The 18,843-nt window shown below is 68.3% G+C and carries 24 protein-coding genes and 1 other RNA gene; 14 read left to right on the top strand and 11 right to left on the bottom strand.

Annotation, left to right across the window (positions count from 1 at the left end; translation table 11 throughout):
• Positions 1–44: 44 nt before the first annotated feature.
• From ACM6LR_RS00310 to ACM6LR_RS00295, 4 genes are read right to left on the bottom strand one after another with little or no spacing between them, the layout of a single operon-like run.
• Positions 45–569 (bottom strand): SRPBCC domain-containing protein, encoded by a 525-nt coding sequence (locus ACM6LR_RS00310; RefSeq protein WP_414935542.1) that lies wholly within the window; start codon positions 567–569, stop codon positions 45–47.
• On the bottom strand, positions 566–895 hold the full coding sequence (locus tag ACM6LR_RS00305; protein ID WP_414935541.1) for an ArsR/SmtB family transcription factor: 330 nt from the start codon (positions 893–895) through the stop codon (positions 566–568). The genes ACM6LR_RS00310 and ACM6LR_RS00305 overlap by 4 nt, the downstream gene beginning before the upstream one ends.
• Before the next feature lie 46 nt (positions 896–941).
• Positions 942–2,309 carry a gluconate:H+ symporter gene (locus ACM6LR_RS00300; protein ID WP_414935540.1) on the bottom strand — a complete coding sequence of 456 codons (1,368 nt, stop codon included), beginning with the start codon at positions 2,307–2,309 and terminating at the stop codon, positions 942–944.
• Positions 2,309–2,800 carry a gluconokinase gene (locus ACM6LR_RS00295; protein WP_414935539.1) on the bottom strand — a complete coding sequence of 164 codons (492 nt, stop codon included), beginning with the start codon at positions 2,798–2,800 and terminating at the stop codon, positions 2,309–2,311. Before ACM6LR_RS00295 ends, ACM6LR_RS00300 begins: the two co-directional genes overlap by 1 nt.
• 127 nt (positions 2,801–2,927) lie before the next feature.
• On the opposite strand from ACM6LR_RS00295, the gene ACM6LR_RS00290 reads away from it, so the two are divergent.
• Positions 2,928–3,599 (top strand): FadR/GntR family transcriptional regulator, encoded by a 672-nt coding sequence (locus ACM6LR_RS00290; RefSeq protein ID WP_414943221.1) that lies wholly within the window; start codon positions 2,928–2,930, stop codon positions 3,597–3,599.
• A gap of 53 nt (positions 3,600–3,652) precedes the next feature.
• Positions 3,653–4,591 (top strand): cobalamin biosynthesis protein, encoded by a 939-nt coding sequence (locus tag ACM6LR_RS00285; protein WP_414942950.1) that lies wholly within the window; start codon positions 3,653–3,655, stop codon positions 4,589–4,591.
• 191 nt (positions 4,592–4,782) lie between these two features.
• On the opposite strand, the gene ACM6LR_RS00280 is transcribed toward ACM6LR_RS00285, so the two are convergent.
• Genes ACM6LR_RS00280 through ACM6LR_RS00270 form a run of 3 tightly spaced genes read right to left on the bottom strand, consistent with a single transcriptional unit; the run spans position 4,783 to position 6,764 of the window.
• Positions 4,783–5,403, bottom strand: a complete 621-nt coding sequence (locus ACM6LR_RS00280; protein WP_414935537.1) for an FMN-binding negative transcriptional regulator — start codon at positions 5,401–5,403, stop codon at positions 4,783–4,785.
• A gap of 54 nt (positions 5,404–5,457) precedes the next feature.
• Positions 5,458–6,279, bottom strand: coding sequence for an SURF1 family protein (locus ACM6LR_RS00275; protein ID WP_414935536.1), 822 nt, complete (start codon positions 6,277–6,279; stop codon positions 5,458–5,460).
• Positions 6,280–6,302: 23 nt separating this feature from the next.
• Positions 6,303–6,764, bottom strand: coding sequence for a low molecular weight protein-tyrosine-phosphatase (locus tag ACM6LR_RS00270; RefSeq protein ID WP_414935535.1), 462 nt, complete (start codon positions 6,762–6,764; stop codon positions 6,303–6,305).
• 129 nt (positions 6,765–6,893) lie between these two features.
• Between ACM6LR_RS00270 and ACM6LR_RS00265 the strand changes: the two genes are divergently transcribed.
• On the top strand, positions 6,894–7,214 hold the full coding sequence (locus ACM6LR_RS00265; protein WP_414935534.1) for a hypothetical protein: 321 nt from the start codon (positions 6,894–6,896) through the stop codon (positions 7,212–7,214).
• Between the two features lie 140 nt (positions 7,215–7,354).
• Here the strand turns inward: ACM6LR_RS00265 and aroQ are convergent, their stop codons facing one another.
• Positions 7,355–7,900: a gamma subclass chorismate mutase AroQ gene (gene aroQ / locus ACM6LR_RS00260; RefSeq protein WP_414942949.1), complete on the bottom strand. Its 546-nt coding sequence runs from the start codon at positions 7,898–7,900 to the stop codon at positions 7,355–7,357.
• 43 nt (positions 7,901–7,943) lie between these two features.
• Here aroQ and ACM6LR_RS00255 point away from each other — a divergent pair, with 43 nt between their 5' ends.
• The 4 genes from ACM6LR_RS00255 (at position 7,944) to ACM6LR_RS00240 (ending at position 12,482) form a co-directional block, all read left to right on the top strand.
• Positions 7,944–8,765 carry a Nif3-like dinuclear metal center hexameric protein gene (locus ACM6LR_RS00255; protein WP_414935531.1) on the top strand — a complete coding sequence of 274 codons (822 nt, stop codon included), beginning with the start codon at positions 7,944–7,946 and terminating at the stop codon, positions 8,763–8,765.
• 16 nt (positions 8,766–8,781) lie between these two features.
• A complete protein-coding gene (locus tag ACM6LR_RS00250; RefSeq protein WP_414935530.1) occupies positions 8,782–9,519 on the top strand; it encodes a zinc ribbon domain-containing protein in 738 nt (245 codons plus the stop codon).
• Positions 9,516–10,631: a bifunctional RNase H/acid phosphatase gene (locus tag ACM6LR_RS00245; RefSeq protein ID WP_414935529.1), complete on the top strand. Its 1,116-nt coding sequence runs from the start codon at positions 9,516–9,518 to the stop codon at positions 10,629–10,631. Before ACM6LR_RS00250 ends, ACM6LR_RS00245 begins: the two co-directional genes overlap by 4 nt.
• A gap of 114 nt (positions 10,632–10,745) precedes the next feature.
• Positions 10,746–12,482: a hypothetical protein gene (locus ACM6LR_RS00240; protein WP_414935527.1), complete on the top strand. Its 1,737-nt coding sequence runs from the start codon at positions 10,746–10,748 to the stop codon at positions 12,480–12,482.
• 54 nt (positions 12,483–12,536) lie between these two features.
• Here the strand turns inward: ACM6LR_RS00240 and sfnG are convergent, their stop codons facing one another.
• The 3 genes from sfnG to ACM6LR_RS00225 all read right to left on the bottom strand — a co-directional run bounded on the left by sfnG (position 12,537) and on the right by ACM6LR_RS00225 (position 14,694).
• A complete protein-coding gene (gene sfnG / locus ACM6LR_RS00235) occupies positions 12,537–13,664 on the bottom strand; it encodes a dimethylsulfone monooxygenase SfnG (protein WP_414942948.1) in 1,128 nt (375 codons plus the stop codon).
• Between the two features lie 170 nt (positions 13,665–13,834).
• The gene (locus ACM6LR_RS00230; RefSeq protein ID WP_414942947.1) at positions 13,835–14,131 is read right to left on the bottom strand and encodes an anti-sigma factor; all 297 of its coding nucleotides are present in this window, start codon (positions 14,129–14,131) and stop codon (positions 13,835–13,837) included.
• A complete protein-coding gene (locus ACM6LR_RS00225; protein WP_414937035.1) occupies positions 14,128–14,694 on the bottom strand; it encodes a sigma-70 family RNA polymerase sigma factor in 567 nt (188 codons plus the stop codon). The genes ACM6LR_RS00230 and ACM6LR_RS00225 overlap by 4 nt, the downstream gene beginning before the upstream one ends.
• Before the next feature lie 329 nt (positions 14,695–15,023).
• Here ACM6LR_RS00225 and ACM6LR_RS00220 point away from each other — a divergent pair, with 329 nt between their 5' ends.
• The 7 genes from ACM6LR_RS00220 (at position 15,024) to ACM6LR_RS00190 (ending at position 18,841) form a co-directional block, all read left to right on the top strand.
• Positions 15,024–15,581: a DUF4142 domain-containing protein gene (locus ACM6LR_RS00220; protein WP_414935525.1), complete on the top strand. Its 558-nt coding sequence runs from the start codon at positions 15,024–15,026 to the stop codon at positions 15,579–15,581.
• Entirely contained in the window at positions 15,575–15,829 is a 255-nt protein-coding gene (locus tag ACM6LR_RS00215) for a hypothetical protein (RefSeq protein WP_414935524.1), read from the top strand. Before ACM6LR_RS00220 ends, ACM6LR_RS00215 begins: the two co-directional genes overlap by 7 nt.
• 149 nt (positions 15,830–15,978) lie before the next feature.
• Positions 15,979–16,122 (top strand): hypothetical protein, encoded by a 144-nt coding sequence (locus ACM6LR_RS00210; protein WP_414935523.1) that lies wholly within the window; start codon positions 15,979–15,981, stop codon positions 16,120–16,122.
• Between the two features lie 14 nt (positions 16,123–16,136).
• Positions 16,137–16,526: RNase P RNA component class A (gene rnpB, locus ACM6LR_RS00205), an RNA gene on the top strand.
• A 252-nt stretch (positions 16,527–16,778) separates the two neighbouring features.
• Positions 16,779–17,642 carry an SCO6745 family protein gene (locus ACM6LR_RS00200; protein WP_414942946.1) on the top strand — a complete coding sequence of 288 codons (864 nt, stop codon included), beginning with the start codon at positions 16,779–16,781 and terminating at the stop codon, positions 17,640–17,642.
• A gap of 442 nt (positions 17,643–18,084) precedes the next feature.
• Positions 18,085–18,351: a hypothetical protein gene (locus ACM6LR_RS00195; protein ID WP_005166545.1), complete on the top strand. Its 267-nt coding sequence runs from the start codon at positions 18,085–18,087 to the stop codon at positions 18,349–18,351.
• Positions 18,352–18,364: 13 nt separating this feature from the next.
• Positions 18,365–18,841, top strand: coding sequence for a hypothetical protein (locus tag ACM6LR_RS00190; protein ID WP_414935521.1), 477 nt, complete (start codon positions 18,365–18,367; stop codon positions 18,839–18,841).
• Positions 18,842–18,843: the final 2 nt, after the last annotated feature.

Here is an 18,843-nt window from a genome sequence, read left to right as displayed (position 1 = left end):
AGGGCCCCTTCGTCGCGTGAGACGCGGGGAAAGTCCCCTTCAGCTCAGGAAGCGGCCGGGACCAGCGGCTCGTCGGTCTCCAGCAGCGACTTGAGGTCCGACAGGATCCACGGCCAGCCGCCACCGGCGTTCTCGCCCGGTCCGGCGTCGATGTCCTCCTGCGAGCCGTTGACCAGCGCGGCGGTCGTGGGCGCGTCGGTGACGTCGTGGGTGACGGTCAGCCGGGTGCCCGCGGTCTTCGTCTCTTCGATCTCGTAGGTGAGCTTGGTGTACGGCTCCTTGTCGAAGGACGGGTCCATCAGCAGCTTCCAGGTGATGACCAGCTTGCGCGGTGGGTCGACCTCCAGCACCTCGCCGTCGGTCAGGTCGTTCGTGAACCCGGCGTCGATGAAGTCCTTCGTGGGGTGGGTGGCGTGCCTGCCGCCCGGACGCAGGTCGTAGTCGACGAGGCCGGTGTAGCCGTACTTCTGCGACCACTCGGGCTTCGTGATGGCGTCCCAGATCTTCTCCGGGGTGGCCTTGATGTAGACGCGGTAGACCTGGGTCGTGGCGACGGTGGTGTCGGTCATGACGGTGGCTCCTCGGTTTCGAGTTCGGCTTTGAGGTCGAGCAACGCGGTCACGTTGCGCTCGGTGAACTTGTCGATCCACCGGTCGTGGATCTGCCGGATCGGAACCGGGTTGAGGAAATGCCGTTTCTCCCGGCCCTCCTTGCGCGTGACGACAAGTCCGGCTTCTTCCAGCAGTTTCAAGTGCTTCATCACGCCGAACCGGCTCATGTCCACTTCGGACTCGAGTTCGGTCAGCGTGCGGCCGTCACGCGCGAACAGCTGGTCGAGCAGGAACCGGCGGGTCGGATCCGCCAGGGCCTTGAAAACCAGGTCGTCGTCGGGCACACCGGAAGAATAGGTGACCAAAAGGTCACGTGTCAACCGATGGCCGCTAGAAGAGTGCGCCGAGGGGAAGGATCAGTGCGATCGCGACCACGGAGATGACCGTCTCCATGATCGACCAGCTCTTCAGTGTCTGCCCGACCGAAAGCCCGAAGTACTCTTTGACCAGCCAGAATCCGGCGTCGTTGACGTGCGAGAAGAACAGCGAACCGGCGCCGATCGCCAGCACCAGCAGCGCGCTGTGCGAGGGGTCCATGGTCGCCGCGAGCGGTGCCACGATGCCGGCCGCGGACACGGTCGCGACCGTCGCGGAACCGGTGGCGAGGCGGATCGCGACCGCGACCAGCCAGCCCAGCAGCAGCGGCGACAGGTTCGCTCCGGTCGCCAGGCCGGTGATGACGTCGCCGACCCCGGCGTCGACGAGGGTCTGCTTGAACCCGCCGCCCGCGCCGACGATGAGCAGGATGCCGGCGATCGGCGGGAGCGAATCGCCGATGGTGGACGACATCTTGTCGCGCGTGAAGCCCGCGGCCTTGCCAAGGGTGATCATGCCGAGCAGGACGGCGGCGAGCAAGGCGACCAGCGGGTCGCCGATGAAGTCGAGTACGCGGCGGACGTGGTTTTCCTTCTCCAGCAGGATGTCCGCGAGCGCCTTGCCCATCATCAGCACGACCGGCAGCAATACTGTCGACAACGTCGCGAGGAAGCCGGGGCGCCGTCCGTCTCCCGAGGACGATTCCGGCACGAGCCGCTCGGGCGCGACGGCGTCCGGGACCATCTTGACGGCCAGCCTGCCGAACAGCGGTCCGGCGATGATCACCGTCGGGATCGCGACGAGCAGGCCGAAGGCGAGGGTGAGGCCGACGTTCGCGTTCAGTGCGCCGGCGGCGGCGAGCGGGCCGGGGTGCGGCGGGACGAGGCCGTGCAGCACCGAAAGCCCGGCGAGCGCCGGAATGCCCAGCAGCAGCAACGGTTTCCCGGTGCGCTTGGCGACCAGCAGGATCACCGGGATCAGCATGACCAGGCCGATCTCGAAGAACATCGGCAGTCCGATGAGGACGGCGACCAGTGCCATCGCCCAAGGCAGCGTCCGGTCGCTCGCCTTGCGCAGGATCGTGTCGACGATCTGGTCCGCGCCACCGGAGTCGGCGAGCAGTTTGCCGAGCATCGCGCCGAGCGCGATCAGCACGCCGACCGAGGCGACGGTGGAGCCGACGCCGGAGCTGAAGCTCTTGATCAGCTTGTCCACCGGCATTCCGCCGACGAGCCCGAGCACGCCGGAACCGAGGATGAGGGCCAGGAACGGATGCAGTTTCGCCTTGGTGATTCCGGCGACGATCACGGCGATGGCGAGCACCGTCGCGCCGATGAGGCGGGTGTCGTGCCCGGTCCAAGAGGCGGCGAGAGTGGTGGTCATCAACGGTCCTCGAAGGCGGAAAGGGTGGTTTCGACGATCTGTTCCGGCGATTTCGCGATGTCGGCGACGTAGCCGAACTCGTCCGGCAGCAACGGTTCGAGGTCAGCGAGTTGCGAGTCCAGAAGGGACACTGGCATGAAGTGCCCGGAGCGCGTCTTCATCCGGTCCGCGAGCAGGGCGCGGTCGCCGTGCAGGTGCAGGAACCAGACGTCGCCGCCGCCGCGCAGAATGTCGCGGTACCGGTATTTGAGGGCGGAGGACGTGACGACGCCACCCGACTCCTGGTGGTCCCGGATCCAGCCGGCGATGGCTTCGAGCCACGGCTGCCGGTCCTCGTCGTTGAGCGGGTGGCCGGAACTCATCTTGTCGATGTTCGCCCGCGGATGGAACGTGTCCGCCTCGGCGTAGCCGACGCCGAGCCGGGTGGCCAGTTCGGTGCCGACGGTCGTCTTGCCCGAGCCGGAAACACCCATCACCACGATGACGGTCATCCGTACCTCCCACGTCGTTGTAGCCGGGACGAGTACAGCTCAAAAGTACTACTTAAGCAACATGAAGTACTACTTAATCGAGTCAGAACGTTAAGGTCGCCAGGTGGGCAACGACAGGCATGCCGAAATGCTCGACGCGCTCGGTTCCGCGATCGCGAACGGGGAGATCCCGCCGGGTTCGGTGCTGCGGTCCGACGAGCTCCAGGAGCGGTTCGGCGCGTCCCGCACGGTGGCGCGCGAGGTCGTGCGCGTACTGGAGACGATGTGCCTGACCAGCAGCAAACGCCGGGTCGGAATGATCGTGCGCGAGCCGGGCGAGTGGAACCACTACGACCCGAGGCTGCTTCGCTGGCAGCTCGACGGCTCCGAGCGGAAGACCGCGCTGCGCACGCTGACCGAACTGCGTTCCGGCGTCGAACCGTGCGCGGCCCGGTTCGCCGCGCTGCGGGCGACGCCGGAAGAGGGCGGCCGTCTCCGGGCTTTGGCGAAGCGGCTGGAGGAGACGGCGCACCGCCGGGACCTCGTGACGTTCCTCGGCCACGACGTCGCTTTCCATGAGCTGCTCCTGACCGCGTCGCGGAATCCGATGTTCGCGCAGCTTTCGGCGGTCGTCGCCGAAGTGCTCGCCGGGCGGACCGAGCATGGCCTGATGCCGGAGGAGCCGCAGCCCGAGGCCGTCGCGCTGCACGTCGAAGTCGCGGCCGCCATCGACGCCGGTGACCCTGACCGGGCCGAACGCGCGATGCGGGACATCGTCATCCAGGCGCGGGACGAGATGGCCGTCGCGTTGGACGGATGATCTTCGAGTAATCTCTGCAGGTCTTTCGAGGGAACTGCACGCAGGGGGCGACGGTGAGCGCGGCACGCGCGATCGGCTTGGTGTTGGGGGTGGCCGCGGACGGGGCGATCGGCAACCCTCGATCGCGCCGTCCGGTGACGGCGTTCGCCAAGGCGGCCTCGGCGGTGGACGCGAAGGTCCGCTCGGAACATCCGGTGGCCGGAGTGCTGTGGACCGGCGGTCTCGCGGGCTCCGCCGTGCTGGCGGGCGTGCTCGTCGAACGCGCCGGGCGGCGTAGCCCTGTCCTGCAGGCGACCACGACCGCGGTGACCGCCTGGGCCGTCCTCGGCGCCGCCGGCCTCGCCGCGCACGGCACCTCCCTCGCCCGCGATCTCGAGGAAGGCGACCTCGAAACCGCCCGCGGCACACTGTCCACACTGGACCCCCGGGTCGCCGGCGACCTCGGCGTCATCGGCCTTTCGCGCGCTTCGGTGGAGACGCTCGCCGAGAACACCGCGGACGTCGTCATCGCCCCGCTGGTGTGGGGAGCGCTGGCCGGCGCACCCGGTCTGCTCGGCTCGCGCGCGATCAGCCTGCTGCGTGGTCTCGGCCGGGGCCGTCCCGAGCGGTACCGCTGGTTCGTCGCCCGGCTGGACGAAATCGTCCATCTCGTGCCCACGCGGGTCGCGGCCGGGCTGACCGTCCTCGCAGCACCGGTCGTCGGCGGCTCGGCGGGCGGCGCTTGGCGGGCTTGGCGCCGTGACACGACCGCTCACCCCAGCCCGAACGCGGGCCGCGTCGAAGCCGCGTTCGCCGGGGCGCTGGAGATCCGGGTCGGCGGGCGGACGGTGTACCCGCACGGGGTCGAGGAGCTGCCGGTGCTCGGCATCGGCCGCAACCCGGACGCCGGGCACGTGACGCGGGCCGTGGAGCTGTCGCGAGTGGTCGGGTGGCTGGGCGCGCTCAGCTCGGTGGTGCTGGCGGTCTTGGTGGGGCTTCGGCGGCGGCGCTGAACCGCGTGGCAAGTCCGTGAAGGCCCCCTTAAGGGACTCTAGGTCCCTCAAGGAGTCCTTCACGGACCTTCAGGGGAGCAAGGGACCTTTGCTATCACCCGGACCGCGCCTGCCCGTCTCGGCCTGGGCTGCGACATCCCCGATCGACCACCCGCACCGCTGACCTGCGGGAAGAGAGCAAGGGACCTTTGCTATCGCTCTCGCCGGGCCAGCTGCGCCCGTGCCCGCGAGTCCATCGGGCCGCCGCGCCGCTCCAGCTCGGCGTCGATCCGCGACCGGTCGGCCGGCTGCTTGTTTCCGCCGAACTTGAACTTCGCCCGCACCCCCGTCACGGTCAGCTCGACGCCGCGGATCCCCGGCAGCAGCCGCTTGTCCGGCACCTCGGTGGCGCTCACTCCCAACCGGCCCGAACCGGGCTCGAAATGCGCGAGCTGCCGGTCCAGGAGCGCCGCCTTCTCCTCGACGTCATCGACCAGCCGGACGTCGCATTCGAGCTGCACCGACGCGTAGTACGACGTCGGGACGCCGTGCGGTGGGTCGGCGGGGGTGTTCCAGCCGGATCGGATGTAGGTGTGGTCGTCGGTCACCGCGAGCAGCGCCCGCGGGTGTTCCTCCAGCAGTGGCCATACCGGGTTGGGGCGCGCGAGGTGCAGCAGGACCGTTCGGTCGCCGTCGTGGACGAAGTGCACCGGATTGACAACCGGCAGGTCACGGCCCGTACCACCGGCGATCAGCTGGCCGAAGTCGTGCCCGGAGAGCCAGGCCTTCCAGTCCGCGTCGTCGTGGGCGGCGTCCCACGGGTGAATCAGCATGTCCGAGTATGAGCACGCGGAGTGGACCTATAAAAGGTCCAGTTTCGCGTCGGATCAGGTGGCCACTTCGGAGCGTTCGTCCTCGGCCAGCATCTCCGCGACACTCTTGCGCCGCTGCGGCCGTTCGGTGGTCAGCACGCCGCCCGGCTTGAGCTCGCGGACGGTGAAGTACAGCCAGCCCATCAACGCCATGGCCCCGAACGCGATCCACTGGAGCGCGTAGGAGAAGAACGGACCCGAGTCGGTCTGTGGCAGCGGCAGCGCACCCAGCACGCCGGGCTGTTCAACGTCGAGCTGAAAATAGCCGGGCCGGATGTCGAGTTTCGCGGCCCGCGCGACGACCTGCGAATCGACGACGTAGCTCTGCAGCTTCCCGCCGGTCGACTCGTCGGCGAAAGCGTCGCGGCTCTTCCCGTCCCGCTCGTCGTGACGTGCCCGCGTGATGATGTCGACGGTCCCAGCGGGCGGCGGTTCGAAAGGGAGCGCGCGCGATTTGTCGTCGAGCCGGACGTAACCGCGGTCCACCAGCACGACCGTGCCTTCGACGGTCCGGAACGGCGTCAGTACCTCGTAGGCCGCTTCGCCCTGTACGGAGCGCAGACGGGCCACGACCTCACCTTCGGGAAGGTACGTTCCCTTCATCGCGACCAGATGCCATTCGGTGCGCTGGTCAGGGGCGGCTCCGCCGGGAAGCAGCTGGTCCAGCGACCTCGGCTGCCCGGTGAACGACTCCCGCAACGCCGCGTTCTGGTGTTCGCGTTCGGTGTCGCGGGAGAACTGCCACGGTGCCAGCAGGGTGAAGCAGCAGGCGGCGAAGGTGAACACCACCAACGTCAACGCCAGCCACCCGGGCTTCAGCAGGAACTTCAACCGCACCCCACCACGGTAAGCGGTCCGCCTCAAGCGTGTGCGCGCACCCAGTCGAGCAGGCCGGGAACGGACCGCTCGATCATGCCGAGGACGTCCTCGAAACCGTCGTCTTCACCGTAGTACGGGTCGGGGACCTCGGCGCCTTCGGGCGCGGACGGGTCGAACTCGCGCAGCAGGCGGACCTTCGAAGGATCCGAAACCTTGCGCCGGAGGAACGAGAAGTGGCTGTCGTCCGCGGCGAGCAGCAGGTCGGCGGCGAGATGACCTCGATCGACCTCGGCCGCGACGTGACCGGTCGGGTAACCGTGTTCGGCCAGCTTCGCGCGGGCCCGCTTGTCGGCGGCCTCGCCGACGTGCCAGCCGCCGGTGCCCGCGCTCGACACCTGTACGAGGTGATCGAGACCGGCCTCCTCGACCTTCGCGCGGAAGACGAGTTCGGCCATCGGCGAGCGGCAGATGTTGCCGGAACAGACGAAGACGATGTGCAGCACCCGATCAGTGTGAAGGCAGGGGAGATCGACCGCTCACCGGCTCCGAACGGCTTCCGGGCGCGCGAAGCTGGAAAGCCGGGACGAAGCGGGAGTAGACCTCCTGGAGAGAAACACGCAGGAAGGTCGCGTATGAGCGCCCCAACACCCACCGTGGAATCCCCGGCAACCGGGCTCCGCTGGTACCGCATCACCGTCAAACATCCGCACCCCTACGAGGTCGGGCGGATCCTTTCCGAGCACCACTTCGTCCAGGCGAGATCGCCGAAAGAGGCGATGACCAGGATGCCGTTGCACCTCCGGTCGAGCGCGTCCGTCGCGCCCTATCAGGTCGACTACTCCGACCTCCCCGATCACTCGACGAAGGCGTATCGGGCCATGTTGTGGACGGGCCGCGTCATGCGCGCGGCCGGCCGCTGGGCGGTCAACAAGGACGCGAAGGCGCTGGAGTGAGCCGGGCGCGATAGCAAAGGTCCCTTGCTTCCGCGGCCGTGGCACCCCCTCGGCCACCGGCGACAGCAAAGGTCCCTTGCTCTCTTTTCGCAGGTCAGCGCCCCGAGTGACAGCAAAGGTCCCTTGCTTCCGCCTCGAGGTCAGGGGCGGGAGCAAGCGGACCCGACGGCCTCCCCGAACGCGACCGAGTGCAACCGGCCCAGGTCGCGCCGCGCGTCGACCAGCCGCACCGTGACCGCGAGCCGCGCGTCGCAGGACCGCCGCGCTCGCGCGTCCCGGGTCGCCGCGAGTTCGGCGAGCAGGACCGCGTTGAGCCGGTCGATCACCGGCCGGACCTTGGTCGCCAGATCGGGTCGTCCGGGCGGCCGCGAACCGGGGGGCGCGGTCCACCGCCCGTACAGGCCCCGCTGCACGACCTTGTTCGCCTCGATCTGGTCGCGGAAGAACCGCACCACGCCGCCGGAGTCGAGGCCGAGACCGGGCGCCTTCGCCGCCACCGAGTCGAGGATCTGCTGTTCGCGCACCGGGTCGTCGATCGGCGACGGCGTGCCGAACTTCGCGGCCGCGACCTTGTCGGCGATCCGCACGCGCTGGGCGGCCGGCTCGGTCAGCGTCCAGGAACCCGAAGACGCCGAAGCGGGCGCGGGCAGGCCCACGAGGAGCAGGACCACGGCGAAGATCGACACCCGAAGTCGCGTGCCCGGAAACGCTACGTGCGAAAATCGCCGGGTGCCCGCGCTAGCCGAAGTCATCGCCGCCCTCGAGCAGGCGTACCCGCCCGAACTCGCCGAATCGTGGGACGCCGTCGGACTCGTCTGCGGCGACCCGGCCGAGAACGTGGACAAGGTGCTGTTCTGCGTCGATCCGGTCGACGAGACCGTCGGCGAGGCGATCGCCGACGGCGCGGGGCTGATCGTCGCGCACCATCCGCTGTTGCTGCGCGGCGTCCACGGCGTCCCCGCCGACAGCACCAAGGGCCGCCTCGTGCACCGCATGATCCGCGCGGGCGTCGCCCTCTACTGCGCGCACACCAACGCCGATTCCGCGTCACCCGGCGTCTCCGACGCACTCGCCGACGCCATCGGCATGACCGTCCTCGGCCCGCTCGACCCCCGCGGGGACGGCGTCACCGGTATCGGCCGCATCGGCGAACTGCCCGCGCCCGAACCGTTCTCCGTCTTCGTCGAACGGGTCGCGAATGCCTTGCCCCGCACGGAACCCGGCGTCTACGGCGCGGGTGATCCGGCCCGCCTGATCCGCCGTGTCGCCGTGTCGGGAGGCTCCGGCGACAGTTATCTCGAGCGTGCCACCGCCGCCGGGGTCGACGCGTATGTCACCGCCGATCTCCGGCATCATCCCGCCGGCGAACACCTCGCCGAGATCGCCGAAGTCCCCGCGCTGGTCGGCGTCACACACTGGGCGAGCGAGTGGCCGTGGTGCGAGCAAGCCTCGGCCGTCGTCCGCGCCGCGTTTGCGGGTAACGTCGACGTTCACATCTCCACGCGGTGCACCGACCCGTGGACGCTACGGGCCACCCGAACCGAGCACTAAAACTACAAGGAGCACCGTGAAGGCCGACCCCGCCGTCCAGCGCCAGCTGCTCGAACTCGCGAAGGTGGACGCGGAGCTTTCGCGTACCGCCCACCGCCGCCGCACCCTGCCGGAAATCGCCGAGATCGACGCGGGCGAGAAGACGGTGCGCGATCGACGTGACGCGCTGGTCTCGGTCCAGACCGCGGCGTCCGACCTCGATCGCGAGATCGCCCGCCAGGAAAAGGAGATCGAGTCGGTGCGCGCCCGCGGCGACCGCGACCGCAAGCTCCTCGAATCCGGTTCCGTCGCGGCGAAGCAGATGACCGACATCGAGCACGAGCTGAACAGCCTCAACCGGCGTCAGTCCGCGCTAGAGGACGACCTGCTCGAACTGATGGAACGCCGCGAGGCGCTCGACCTCGACGCCCAGCGCACCAGCGCCGAAGTCGCGAAGGCCGAAAACGAGGTCGCCGAAGCCGTCCGCCGCCGCGACGAGAACTTCACCGACTTCGACACCACGAAGGCACGCCGCGACGAAGACCGCGCCAAGCTCCTTCCGCGTTTCCCGGACGACCTGCTGAAGCTCTACGAGCGGATCCGCGCGCACAAGGGCATCGGCGCGGCGTTGTTGCGGGCCCGCCGCTGCGGCGCCTGCCAGCTCGACATCGACCGCCGCGAAATCGCCGAGATCAAGGCCGCACCCGAGAACAACGTCATCCAGTGCGAGAACTGCGGCGCCATCCTGGTGCGCACGCTGGAGTCCGGCCTGTGACCGACCACGTGCTGATCGAGGCCGACGGCGGCTCGCGGGGCAACCCCGGGCCCGCCGGCTACGGCGCGGTCGTCAAGGACGCGGTCACCGGTGAGGTGCTCGCCGAGCGCAAGGCCTACGTCGGCATCGCGACCAACAACGTCGCCGAGTATTCCGGTCTGATCGCCGGGCTCACCGCGGCCGCCGAGCTCGGAGCGTCCACAGTGGACGTCCGGATGGACTCGAAGCTCGTGGTGGAGCAGATGTCCGGGCGCTGGAAGGTCAAGCACCCGTCGATGCGGCCGCTGAACGCCGAGGCCAAGGAACTCGCGGCGCGCTTTTCCCGCGTGCGTTACGAGTGGATCCCGCGCGCGGAGAACTCGCACGCGGACGGGCTCGCGAACGAGGCGATGGACGGCGCTCAGGCCGCGAAGAAGCCAGAAGCGCCGAAGACCGTGAAGCAGGACAGGATCAGCCCGGTCGGCTGGACCGGCGCGACCGGCACACCGACCAAACTGCTCCTCGTGCGGCACGGCCAGACGGCGATGTCGGTCGACAAGCGTTACTCCGGTCGCGGCGACGTGCCGCTCACCGAACACGGCAAGCAGCAGGCGGCCGCCGCCGCGAAACGCCTCGGCTCGATGGAGGGCCTGGTCGTCGACGGCGAGGCCGCACCGATCATCGCTTCGCCGCTGATCCGCACCCAGCAGACCGCCCAGGCGATCGCGGACGCGCTCGGCGGCCGGGTCGAGACGCACCCCGGGCTGATCGAGACCGACTTCGGCGACTGGGAAGGCCTCACCTTCAAAGAGGCCATGGACCGCGACCCCGAATTCCAGACCGGCTGGCTCTCGGACACCTCCATCGCGGCGCCGGGCGGCGAGAGCTTCGACGGCGTCCACCGCCGTGTCCGCAAGGCCCGCGACGAACTGATCGCGAAGTACGGCGGGCGGACACTCGTGCTGGTCAGCCACGTCACGCCGATCAAGGCGCTGCTGCGGATGGGCCTGGACGCCGGGCCGTCGCTGCTGTTCCGCCTGCACCTGGACCTGGCCTCGCTGTCGATCGTCGAGTTCTACCCGGACGGCAACGCTTCGGTCCGCTTGGTGAACGACATCTCGCATCTGTCCTGACGCGGGGGAATGTGTCGCGGATCACGCCTGGATATGACGTGTCGCGGACGGCCGATGGGGTATTGGCTACAGTTTCGGCGACGGGCATGTGAGCGAGAAGGCAAAGACAGGGACATGACGGCGAGCGCACTCAGCGAAGCTTCCGAAAAAGACGTGCCCGACCCGGCGGAGACGTCGGCCCGTCGTGGCCCGGCCGCCCGGATCGCGCCGTACCTGGCGGTGCTCGCCGGTGTCGCGGCGCTGGCCTGGCACGCCACCCTCTACGGCCACTGGATCGTCGACGACGCGGCCATCACCTTCTCCTACGCGCGCAGCTTCGCCGACGGACTCGGCCCGGTGCTGCAGCCGGGGCAGCCGTCGGTCGAGGGGTGGTCGAACTCGACCTGGCTGGTGCTGCTGGCGCTCGGCAAGCTCGTCGGGATCTTCGACAGCGGCATGCTGTTCGGCCTCCCCGACTACGTCCTGTTCCCGAAGCTGCTCGGGCTCCTGTTCACCGCCGGGACGCTGGCTGCCTGCCACGTCGCCGCGAAGCAGGTCTTCACGCGCTTCGCCTGGCTGGCGACGCTGGTCGTCGGGCTGACTCTCGCCGCGATCCCGTCGTTCGTCATCTGGACCATCTCCGGTCTGGAGAACTCCCTGTTCGGGATGGCCGTCGCCTGGCTCGCGGTGCTGCTGTTCGTGGCCGTGCGCAAGAACACCGTGCTCACCGCGAAGATCGCCATCTGGTCCGGGGTGCTCGTCGCGTTCGCCGCGCTGACCCGGCCCGAAGGCCTGATCTACGGCGGCGCGTACCCGCTCGTCGTCCTGTTCCAGCTGCGGAAGCCGCTGCTGGGGCAGAGCGTCAAGTTCATCGTGGTCTCCGTGGTCGCGTTCGCGATCCCGTTCGGCGCGTACCTCGCCTGGCGGATCGCGGAGTTCGGCAGGCTGCTGGCGAACCCGTCCATCGCGAAGGGGCAGGGACTTCCCGGCCTTTCGGCGCTGAAGCAGCCGTTCGAGCTGGTCGGCTACGCCGGTGTCGCCGGGACGATCCTGTTGGCGCTGACCGTCGGTTACGCGCTCGTCCGCGCGGAATGGCGGCGTGCGCTGGTCGCGTTGCTCACGCCGCTGGCGCTGGGGATCATCGCTTACGGCGTGATGGTCCCGGACTGGATGGGCCAGCACCGCTTCGCCACCCCGATCTGGATCCTCGCCGCGCTGGCGGGAACGCTGGCCGCGGGCGAACTGCTGCGCCGTTCGCGCGCGGTCCTGCGGGCCGTCGTGGTGCTCGTGCTGGTCGCGGCCGCGATCCCGTCCGGGATGGGCTTCGCGTCGTCGTCGGAGAAGTTCCAAGAGGTTCCGACAGTGCCCGCGTGCCTCATCGCCGACCGCTTCGGCCGCGGTTTCAACACCATCGCCGACATCCTCGGCCTGCAGCAGGCGTCCTTGCTGCTGCCCGACCTCGGTGGCTCGTCGATGACCAGCCGCCTGCACCTGGTCGACATGGCCGGGCTGGTCGAGGCGGACGTCGCGGACTTCGTCAAGAACGGCGACATGCCGGGGCTGCGCGACTACGTGTTCGACAAGGTCAAGCCGACCTTCATTCACTCGTGGGGCCCGTGGGCCGCGGGCAACGGCATCACCGTCGACCCGCGGATCGATCGCGACTACGAGCCGATCTTCGTGTACCCGGGCGGTGGGCCGCGTAATGGGGACTTCGTGCGCAAGGACGCCGTCTCCAGCCCGGAGAAGCTGAAGGCGGCCCAGGACTACGCCGCGAAGACCCTTCCGGACGTCGAGGCGGCGCGGTTCGGTGGGCCGCTCAAGGACTGCGGCCCCACCATGCACCCGGGCCAGACCGTCTACCTGCCCTGACCCCTCCGCGTTTCGTCCTCTAGTTGCGATCCTTGCGCCGCGCAACTACCGCAACTAGAGGACTACTTGCGTGAGGGGTTCGGGGGTGGCGGAGCCTTGCTCCAGGTCCGCTTCCTTCGCCCGGATCACCGGCAGGACGTGCTTCCCGAAGTGCTCGACGTCCTCCAGGTAGTGCAGGAATCCGAGCAGCAGCAGGTTCGCCCCGCGCTTCTTGTACTCGATGGCCCGGTCCGCGATCTGCTCCGGCGTGCCGATCAGCCCGGTGCGGAAGCCGTCGTTGTACTGCACCAGATCCGTGAACTCCGAGTCGGCCCACATCCCCTTCTTGTCCGAAGTGGAGCTTCCCGCCTGTTTGACGGCGTTGCGGAATCCCTCGACGGCGTCGGTGTTCGCCTTCTCGACGATCTCGCGCAGCACGGCCTTCGCCTCGCTCTCGGTCTCCCGCGCGATCAGGAAACCGTTGAGCCCGAAGCGGACGGAGTGGTCGTTCTCGGCCGCGTAGCCACGGACCTCCGAAACCTGCTCGCTGAAGCCGTCGAAGTCCTTGCCGTTGCTGAAGTACCAGTCGGAGACCCGGCCCGCGAGCTTCCGCGCGGCGGTGGAGTTGCCGCCCTGGAAGATCTCCGGATGCGGCCGCCCGACCGGTTTCGGCTTGATGTCGAAATCGTGAATCCGGTAGAAATCACCGTTGAATTCGGCGTGGTCGTTCGTCCAGAGTTCCTTCAGTACGCGAATGAACTCTTCCGAACGCCGGTACCGTTCGTCGTGTTCGAGCCACGCTTCACCGAGGTTCGTGAATTCGTCCTTGAACCAGCCGCTGACCACGTTGACCGCCGCGCGCCCGCCGGAGATCACGTCCGCGCTGGCGATGAACTTCGCGAGCACTCCGGGATGCCACAGTCCGGGGTGGATCGCCGCGATCACCTTCAGCCGCTGCGTCGCGAGCAGCAACGCGAGGCTGAATCCGGTTGATTCGTGCTGGTAGGCGGCACCGTAGCTGGCCGTGTAACGGACCTGGCTCAGCGCGTATTCGAATCCGCTGTTCTCCGCGAGGACGGCGAGATCCCGGTTGTACTCGTAGCCCCAGTCGGTGCGCTGCTCGATGTCGCTGGTGACCAGCCCGCCGCTCACATTGGGGACCCAATAGGCGAATTTGAGTGGTTCGGATTCGATTCCCGGCATGCCGCGGAGTGAACCCGCCGCCCCCGGAAACCGTCAATCGTGGTCCACGCGCTGGGAACGGCCGAGCGCGCGTGGCGCTTCGAGACCCGCTGAAGGGACTCTCGGGATTTACTCCGGTATGCACCGTCGATACCCTCGTGTCGGATTGCGGCAACTGTCGCTGGTCGAAGTCACCGGCCGGACGACCGGTGTGACGACATCACGGCCGCGACGACGCATATCAGGAGGACCACCACGAGGTTGGCCGTGATCCGTGACAGCCGCCCGCGACGCCGTGCGGCGCCGGGGGACAGGTAGCGCGGATCGGCCTTCGCCAGCGCGGCTTCCACCGACGCGAATTCCGCGACCTGTCGTCCGCGGCGCCCGCATCCCTTCAGGTGTTCTTCGAAGACGTATGCCTCGCTTTGATCGAACACACCGAGCGCAAAGGCCGCGACATCGGTGTGTTTCGCCTTCCGCTTCCTCATCGCGAACCCAGTTCCCCTAACGACCGTCGCAGTGTCCTCATAGCCGCGTACAGCCGTGATTTGACCGTTCCCTCCGGGATTCCCAATATCGCCGCCGCCTCCCGGACCGTATGCCCGGTCAGATACGTCTCGTAGAGGACAGCCTGATATTTGCTGTCCAGATATCGTAGCGCCTCCGAAATGACGAGTGCGGACAGCGACTGATCCGTCTGGTCCGCTTTTTCGGCGTTTTCGGAACTGTCCAGCTTCATTTCCCGCGGTCGGGCGTGCCGGTTTCGCCAGCCGTCGAGCACGATCCGCTTCGCGACCGTGAGCAGCCAGTCACGCAGCATTCCCGGCTCGCGGTTCAGGATGCCCGAATGTTGCCAGGCGCGAATCAGTGTCTCTTGGACGACGTCTTCGGTCCATTGTTGATCATGGCCGGTCAGATGCAGGACCTGGCTGAACAGCGTGTCTCCAAAGTCCTTGTGCAGCAACAACATCATCTCATCGGAAGGAACTTCGGACAGGTCGGCGACCTGGCGATCGCGGCCGAATCGGCACCCTCTGCCCACTGCTTCCATAAGGTTCGCAACCTCCCGGCGGTGGAGGATTTCGCAGGTCGCTACACCGTAGCGCAGACTATCGACGTAAGTCACGTGCGGTAGTGCTCCAATTACCATTGTTCGTCCGGTACGTATGGCAGCGAGAAACGGTTCTAATGCGACGTGTGATACACGTCACACTGGCATGGGCGGACAGAGATCGAACCGGTCGCTCCGGTTCGCCGTGCTCCCCCATGAGGCACTTTACGGACGGGGACGGGTGACATGATCTATCGGCTGCTCGGAGTGGTGATCGCCTGCCTGGTGATATGGGCGGGAATGCCCGCCCATGCCTACGCGGAAATCGAGTGCCTCGACGCCAGGCCCGCGAACTCGCGTCGAGAATCCGTGTCGAACTTCCCGGTGAGCCGACCGAAGAGCAACGGTCCTGGGCCGACGAGATCACCGGCGCCGCGTTCGCCGACTTCGACCGCGTCTACGTCAACCGTGCCCGTGCCGCGCACGGGAGCATCTTCGGCCTCGCCTCACAGGTCCGGGCGGCCACCCGTGACGACGCGATGCGTTCCTTCGCCCAGACGGCCGTCGACACCGTCATGCGGCAGATGACCCTGCTCGAAAGCACCGGCCTCGCCGAGACGATCTCACTGACGGTGTCGCCACCGGTGGCGCCGAACGGGACGGTGGCGACGTCGCGCTCGGCGTGTTCATGGCGGGGCTCGCCGGGGGAGCGACGTTCGGTGTGGTGCGGGTGCTCGGTTCGCCGGGCAGGCGCGCATGACGGTGTCGCTCTTCGCGGTCATCCCGGCCCCGTCGCCCCACGACAGCGGGGTGCGGGACATCGCCACGCTTTCGGCCCGGTTCGCCTGCGTGACGATGTGCCTGACGCCGGCGTTGGGGCGTGCTGAGCGCCACCGGCTGGATCCGGCGCGTCACCGGGCACGAGGCGCCGCGCGGCGGCCACGTCGTGCTCGCCGGTGTCGTCGGCCTCGACAGCCCGTCCGCCGTCCTTCATTGGACCGATGAGATCGCGGAGCAGAACCCCGCCGGCCGTCAAGGAGAAACGGAGACGCCTGATGCGCCGATCGCGGCTGACCATGCTCGTCGTCCTCGCGGCGCTCGTCGTGGGCGCCGCGATGTGGTGGCAGGCGGCTGATCCCGAGGGCCCGGCCGCGCTGACGAGACGGGTGCCGCCTCTTCCGCTACGAACGCGACGACCCGCACAAGGCCCGCTCGGCGTGCCTCGGTGACCGGCATCGATCCCGCGCTAGTGGGGACCGTGAACGTCTCGAAGGCGCCAGACAGGTGACCTTGGCGGGTTGGCCGCTCTGCAAGTTCGGCAACGCGCGGCCCGGCGAATGGACCGGACAGGGCACCGACCGCGTCTGGTTCGTGATCGAACCCGACGGGCGGCACAACCTGAACCGCCTGCCCGAGCCCGTGCAGTAGGATTCGCCGGCGGACGAGTCGGCAGGGCGGCCGCGAGCCGGGAGACCGGTTCGAGGAAAGTCCGGACTCCACAGGGCAGGGTGGTTGTTAACGGCAACCCGGGGCGACCCGCGGGACAGTGCCACAGAAAACAGACCGCCTCCGCTCGCGGAGGTAAGGGTGAAACGGTGGTGTAAGAGACCACCAGCGTCCTGGGTGACCAGGACGGCTAGGTAAACCCCACCCGGAGCAAGGCCAAGAGGGAGCCGCGAGGTTCCTGCGCAGACGACCGAGGGCTGCCCGCCCGAGTCTGCGGGTAGGCCGCTCGAGCCCGTCGGCGACGGCGGGCCTAGATGGATGACCGCCACTCGCCCAGCCGCAAGGCGAGGCGAGGACAGGATCCGGCTTACACGCCGGCTCGTCCGAGTACGAAGGCCCCCTTCCTTCTGCCTAGCGCGAGGAAGGGGGCCTTCCTGTACTCCTGGCCTGGGTGGCTGGGGACCCGCCACGCGCCCGCGCCGCCGCACCGGGGGTGAGGCCGGCGGCAGTAGGGCAGCCTCACGGATCGCTCGCGGAACCCGCCCCCGACCTGGGAAGTGACAGCAAAGGTCCCTTGCTCCCCGCCTCGGCCCCTTCGGACGCTGCGCACTCTGTCTACTTGCCGGTAGGGTGCCTTCATGGGCGAAGCGAGTCGGGTCACGGGACGGTTCCGCGGAACGTTCGATGTACTGCATTCCCTCACCTATTTCGCACCGGAGACGGAAGCCGCGCTCACCGACGCGGGGCTCCGGCCGGGGCGCATGACGTACTTCGCGGGCCGCGCGGCCCCCATGGGCGCGGTGAGCGCGGGCGTCGTCGCCGCCACGTTCTACAACTTCAATCCCGAGCTGGTCGCCCGCTACATCCCGCGTGCGTGGACGCTGGCCACCCCGGACCGGATCATCGAGGCCCGGTTCGAAGCCGTCGACGCGACGCTGATCCGGCTTCTCGGCAAGGACACCCTCGACTCCGAGGAGGTCGCCGAGGCCGCCGAACTAGCCCGTGCGGCGACCGGGGGCTGCCGGGTCGACGGGCGGCCGCTCTACGCCGGGCACGCGGACCTCGACTGGCCGAGCGAGCCGCACCTCGTCCTCTGGCACGCCATCACCTTGTTGCGTGAGCACCGCGGCGACGGCCACATCGCGGCGCTCGTCCTCAACGGTCTCGGCGGCCTCGACGCTCTCGTCACGCACACCGCCACGGGCAAGGGCTTCCAGGCCGCGGCGGCCAAGGCCTCCCGTGGCTGGAGCGACGAGCAGTGGGACGCGGCGGCCGAGGCTCTCCGCGAGAAGGGCGTCCTCGACGCCGAGGGCGGCTTGACGGAGGCCGGGAACGATCTTCGCGAACGGGTCGAAGCCGCCACCAACGCGGCGTCGACAGGGCCCTGGGAGCACCTCGGCGAGGAGAAGACCAAACGGCTTCACGAGCTCTGTGGGCCGTTGAGCCGCCAGGCTGTCGAAGCCGGCGCTTTTCCGGCGAATGTGTTCTCCACGGGCCGATAATCACGCTATGTAGTGAAAATGCGGGTTAAGTTTTCGCTTTGGGTAACGGAAGCATGACTTTCCCTTGATCGGTGCCCATAAATTTTGTCGAATACGCGCTCACGCAGTGGACTCGCGGAAAGCCACCGAACGAGTCATGTCACACTGGTCGCGGCCCAATTCCCGGCCGTCGATCCGTACTCACAGTGAGCAAGAACCTCGCAACCGGGTGAGTTCGTCAGCACACTGCGAAATACGGGTGGCCGGGGTTAATCCTGACGACCCTTGCAACGATGATGGAGACCGAGGATGGTCGTGGTGCTGTGCCTCGCTCTGTAATTCGTAGGCAAAACGGTGTCTACAGAGCGCGCTTTGACCACTACCCCTCGTGACGCCATGATGTTCGAAGCACAACCGAGCCAGAACCGCGCGAAACCCCTCTCCGCGCACCGGGAGTAATGCGATGATGACCTTGACCACCCTCGACACGCTGGCCGCCGGCGAGCTCGGCACCGGCAACGTCCGCACCTGGCTGATCGACAACATCATCCCCCTTGTGCTGCTGGCCGTCGCACTTCTGCTGCTGTGGCTGGGCGGTGGCAAGGGGGACAACGCCGGTGTCATGCGCCGTCTCGCCGGTGTCGTGATCGCGCTGGCGATCATCGGCCTCGCGGTGAGCGGCGCCGGAGTCAACGTGGGCCAGTGGATCGCCGGCCTCTTCACGGGCTGAGGCAGGGCCCGCGTTGCGTATCCGTACCGATGACGAGGTTTACCGGGTCGACGCCGTGTGGCTGGGCCCGCCGAAAGCGACTTTTCCCTGGAGAGCCCGCTACGTCGCGTGGCTTGTCGGTATCCCGGTCTTCCTGCTCGTCCTCACCGTCGAACGGTGGGCGGGCTGGAGCTTCGGGTTCTTCTCGACCGCCTGGGCCTTCGTCGCCACAATTGTGATCACGAGATTGATCACGGCCAAGATCAGCCACGAGCGCCCGCTCGGCGCCGTGGCCGCGATGGCGGCGAAAGAGCTCAACTCACCCAGAGAACGGACCACGGGTACGGGTGGCGCAGCCAGCGCGTCCCGCGTCCGGGTGCGGGCGACCCGCCCGCTGCCGAAGCACCGCAGGAGACGGCAGTACCAGCAACACGGCTACGGCGGCGGCGCCGGAGCTCAGGGAACACCAAGAGCGCGTCGGAGCCGCCCTGCGGCTCGGGCCGGGAGGTAGTC

This window comes from Amycolatopsis sp. cmx-11-32, from assembly GCF_047608695.1.
GTDB lineage: Bacteria > Actinomycetota > Actinomycetes > Mycobacteriales > Pseudonocardiaceae > Amycolatopsis.
The sequence above is the reverse complement of the archived record's forward strand: the minus strand, read 5'-3'. Positions and strand labels throughout refer to the sequence as shown.

Excerpts from the sequence above, each read along its gene's own strand:
- sfnG (WP_414942948.1), bottom strand. The coding sequence starts at position 13,664 with ATGCCGGGAATCGAATCCGAACCACTCAAATTCGCCTATTGGGTCCCC.
- ACM6LR_RS00300 (WP_414935540.1), bottom strand. The coding sequence starts at position 2,309 with ATGACCACCACTCTCGCCGCCTCTTGGACCGGGCACGACACCCGCCTC.
- ACM6LR_RS00225 (WP_414937035.1), bottom strand. The coding sequence starts at position 14,694 with ATGGAAGCAGTGGGCAGAGGGTGCCGATTCGGCCGCGATCGCCAGGTC.
- ACM6LR_RS00265 (WP_414935534.1), top strand. The coding sequence starts at position 6,894 with ATGAGCGCCCCAACACCCACCGTGGAATCCCCGGCAACCGGGCTCCGC.
- ACM6LR_RS00230 (WP_414942947.1), bottom strand. The coding sequence starts at position 14,131 with ATGAGGAAGCGGAAGGCGAAACACACCGATGTCGCGGCCTTTGCGCTC.
- ACM6LR_RS00240 (WP_414935527.1), top strand. The coding sequence starts at position 10,746 with ATGACGGCGAGCGCACTCAGCGAAGCTTCCGAAAAAGACGTGCCCGAC.
- ACM6LR_RS00310 (WP_414935542.1), bottom strand. The coding sequence starts at position 569 with ATGACCGACACCACCGTCGCCACGACCCAGGTCTACCGCGTCTACATC.
- ACM6LR_RS00280 (WP_414935537.1), bottom strand. The coding sequence starts at position 5,403 with ATGCTGATTCACCCGTGGGACGCCGCCCACGACGACGCGGACTGGAAG.
- ACM6LR_RS00195 (WP_005166545.1), top strand. The coding sequence starts at position 18,085 with ATGATGACCTTGACCACCCTCGACACGCTGGCCGCCGGCGAGCTCGGC.
- ACM6LR_RS00290 (WP_414943221.1), top strand. The coding sequence starts at position 2,928 with ATGCTCGACGCGCTCGGTTCCGCGATCGCGAACGGGGAGATCCCGCCG.
- ACM6LR_RS00200 (WP_414942946.1), top strand. The coding sequence starts at position 16,779 with ATGGGCGAAGCGAGTCGGGTCACGGGACGGTTCCGCGGAACGTTCGAT.
- ACM6LR_RS00295 (WP_414935539.1), bottom strand. The coding sequence starts at position 2,800 with ATGACCGTCATCGTGGTGATGGGTGTTTCCGGCTCGGGCAAGACGACC.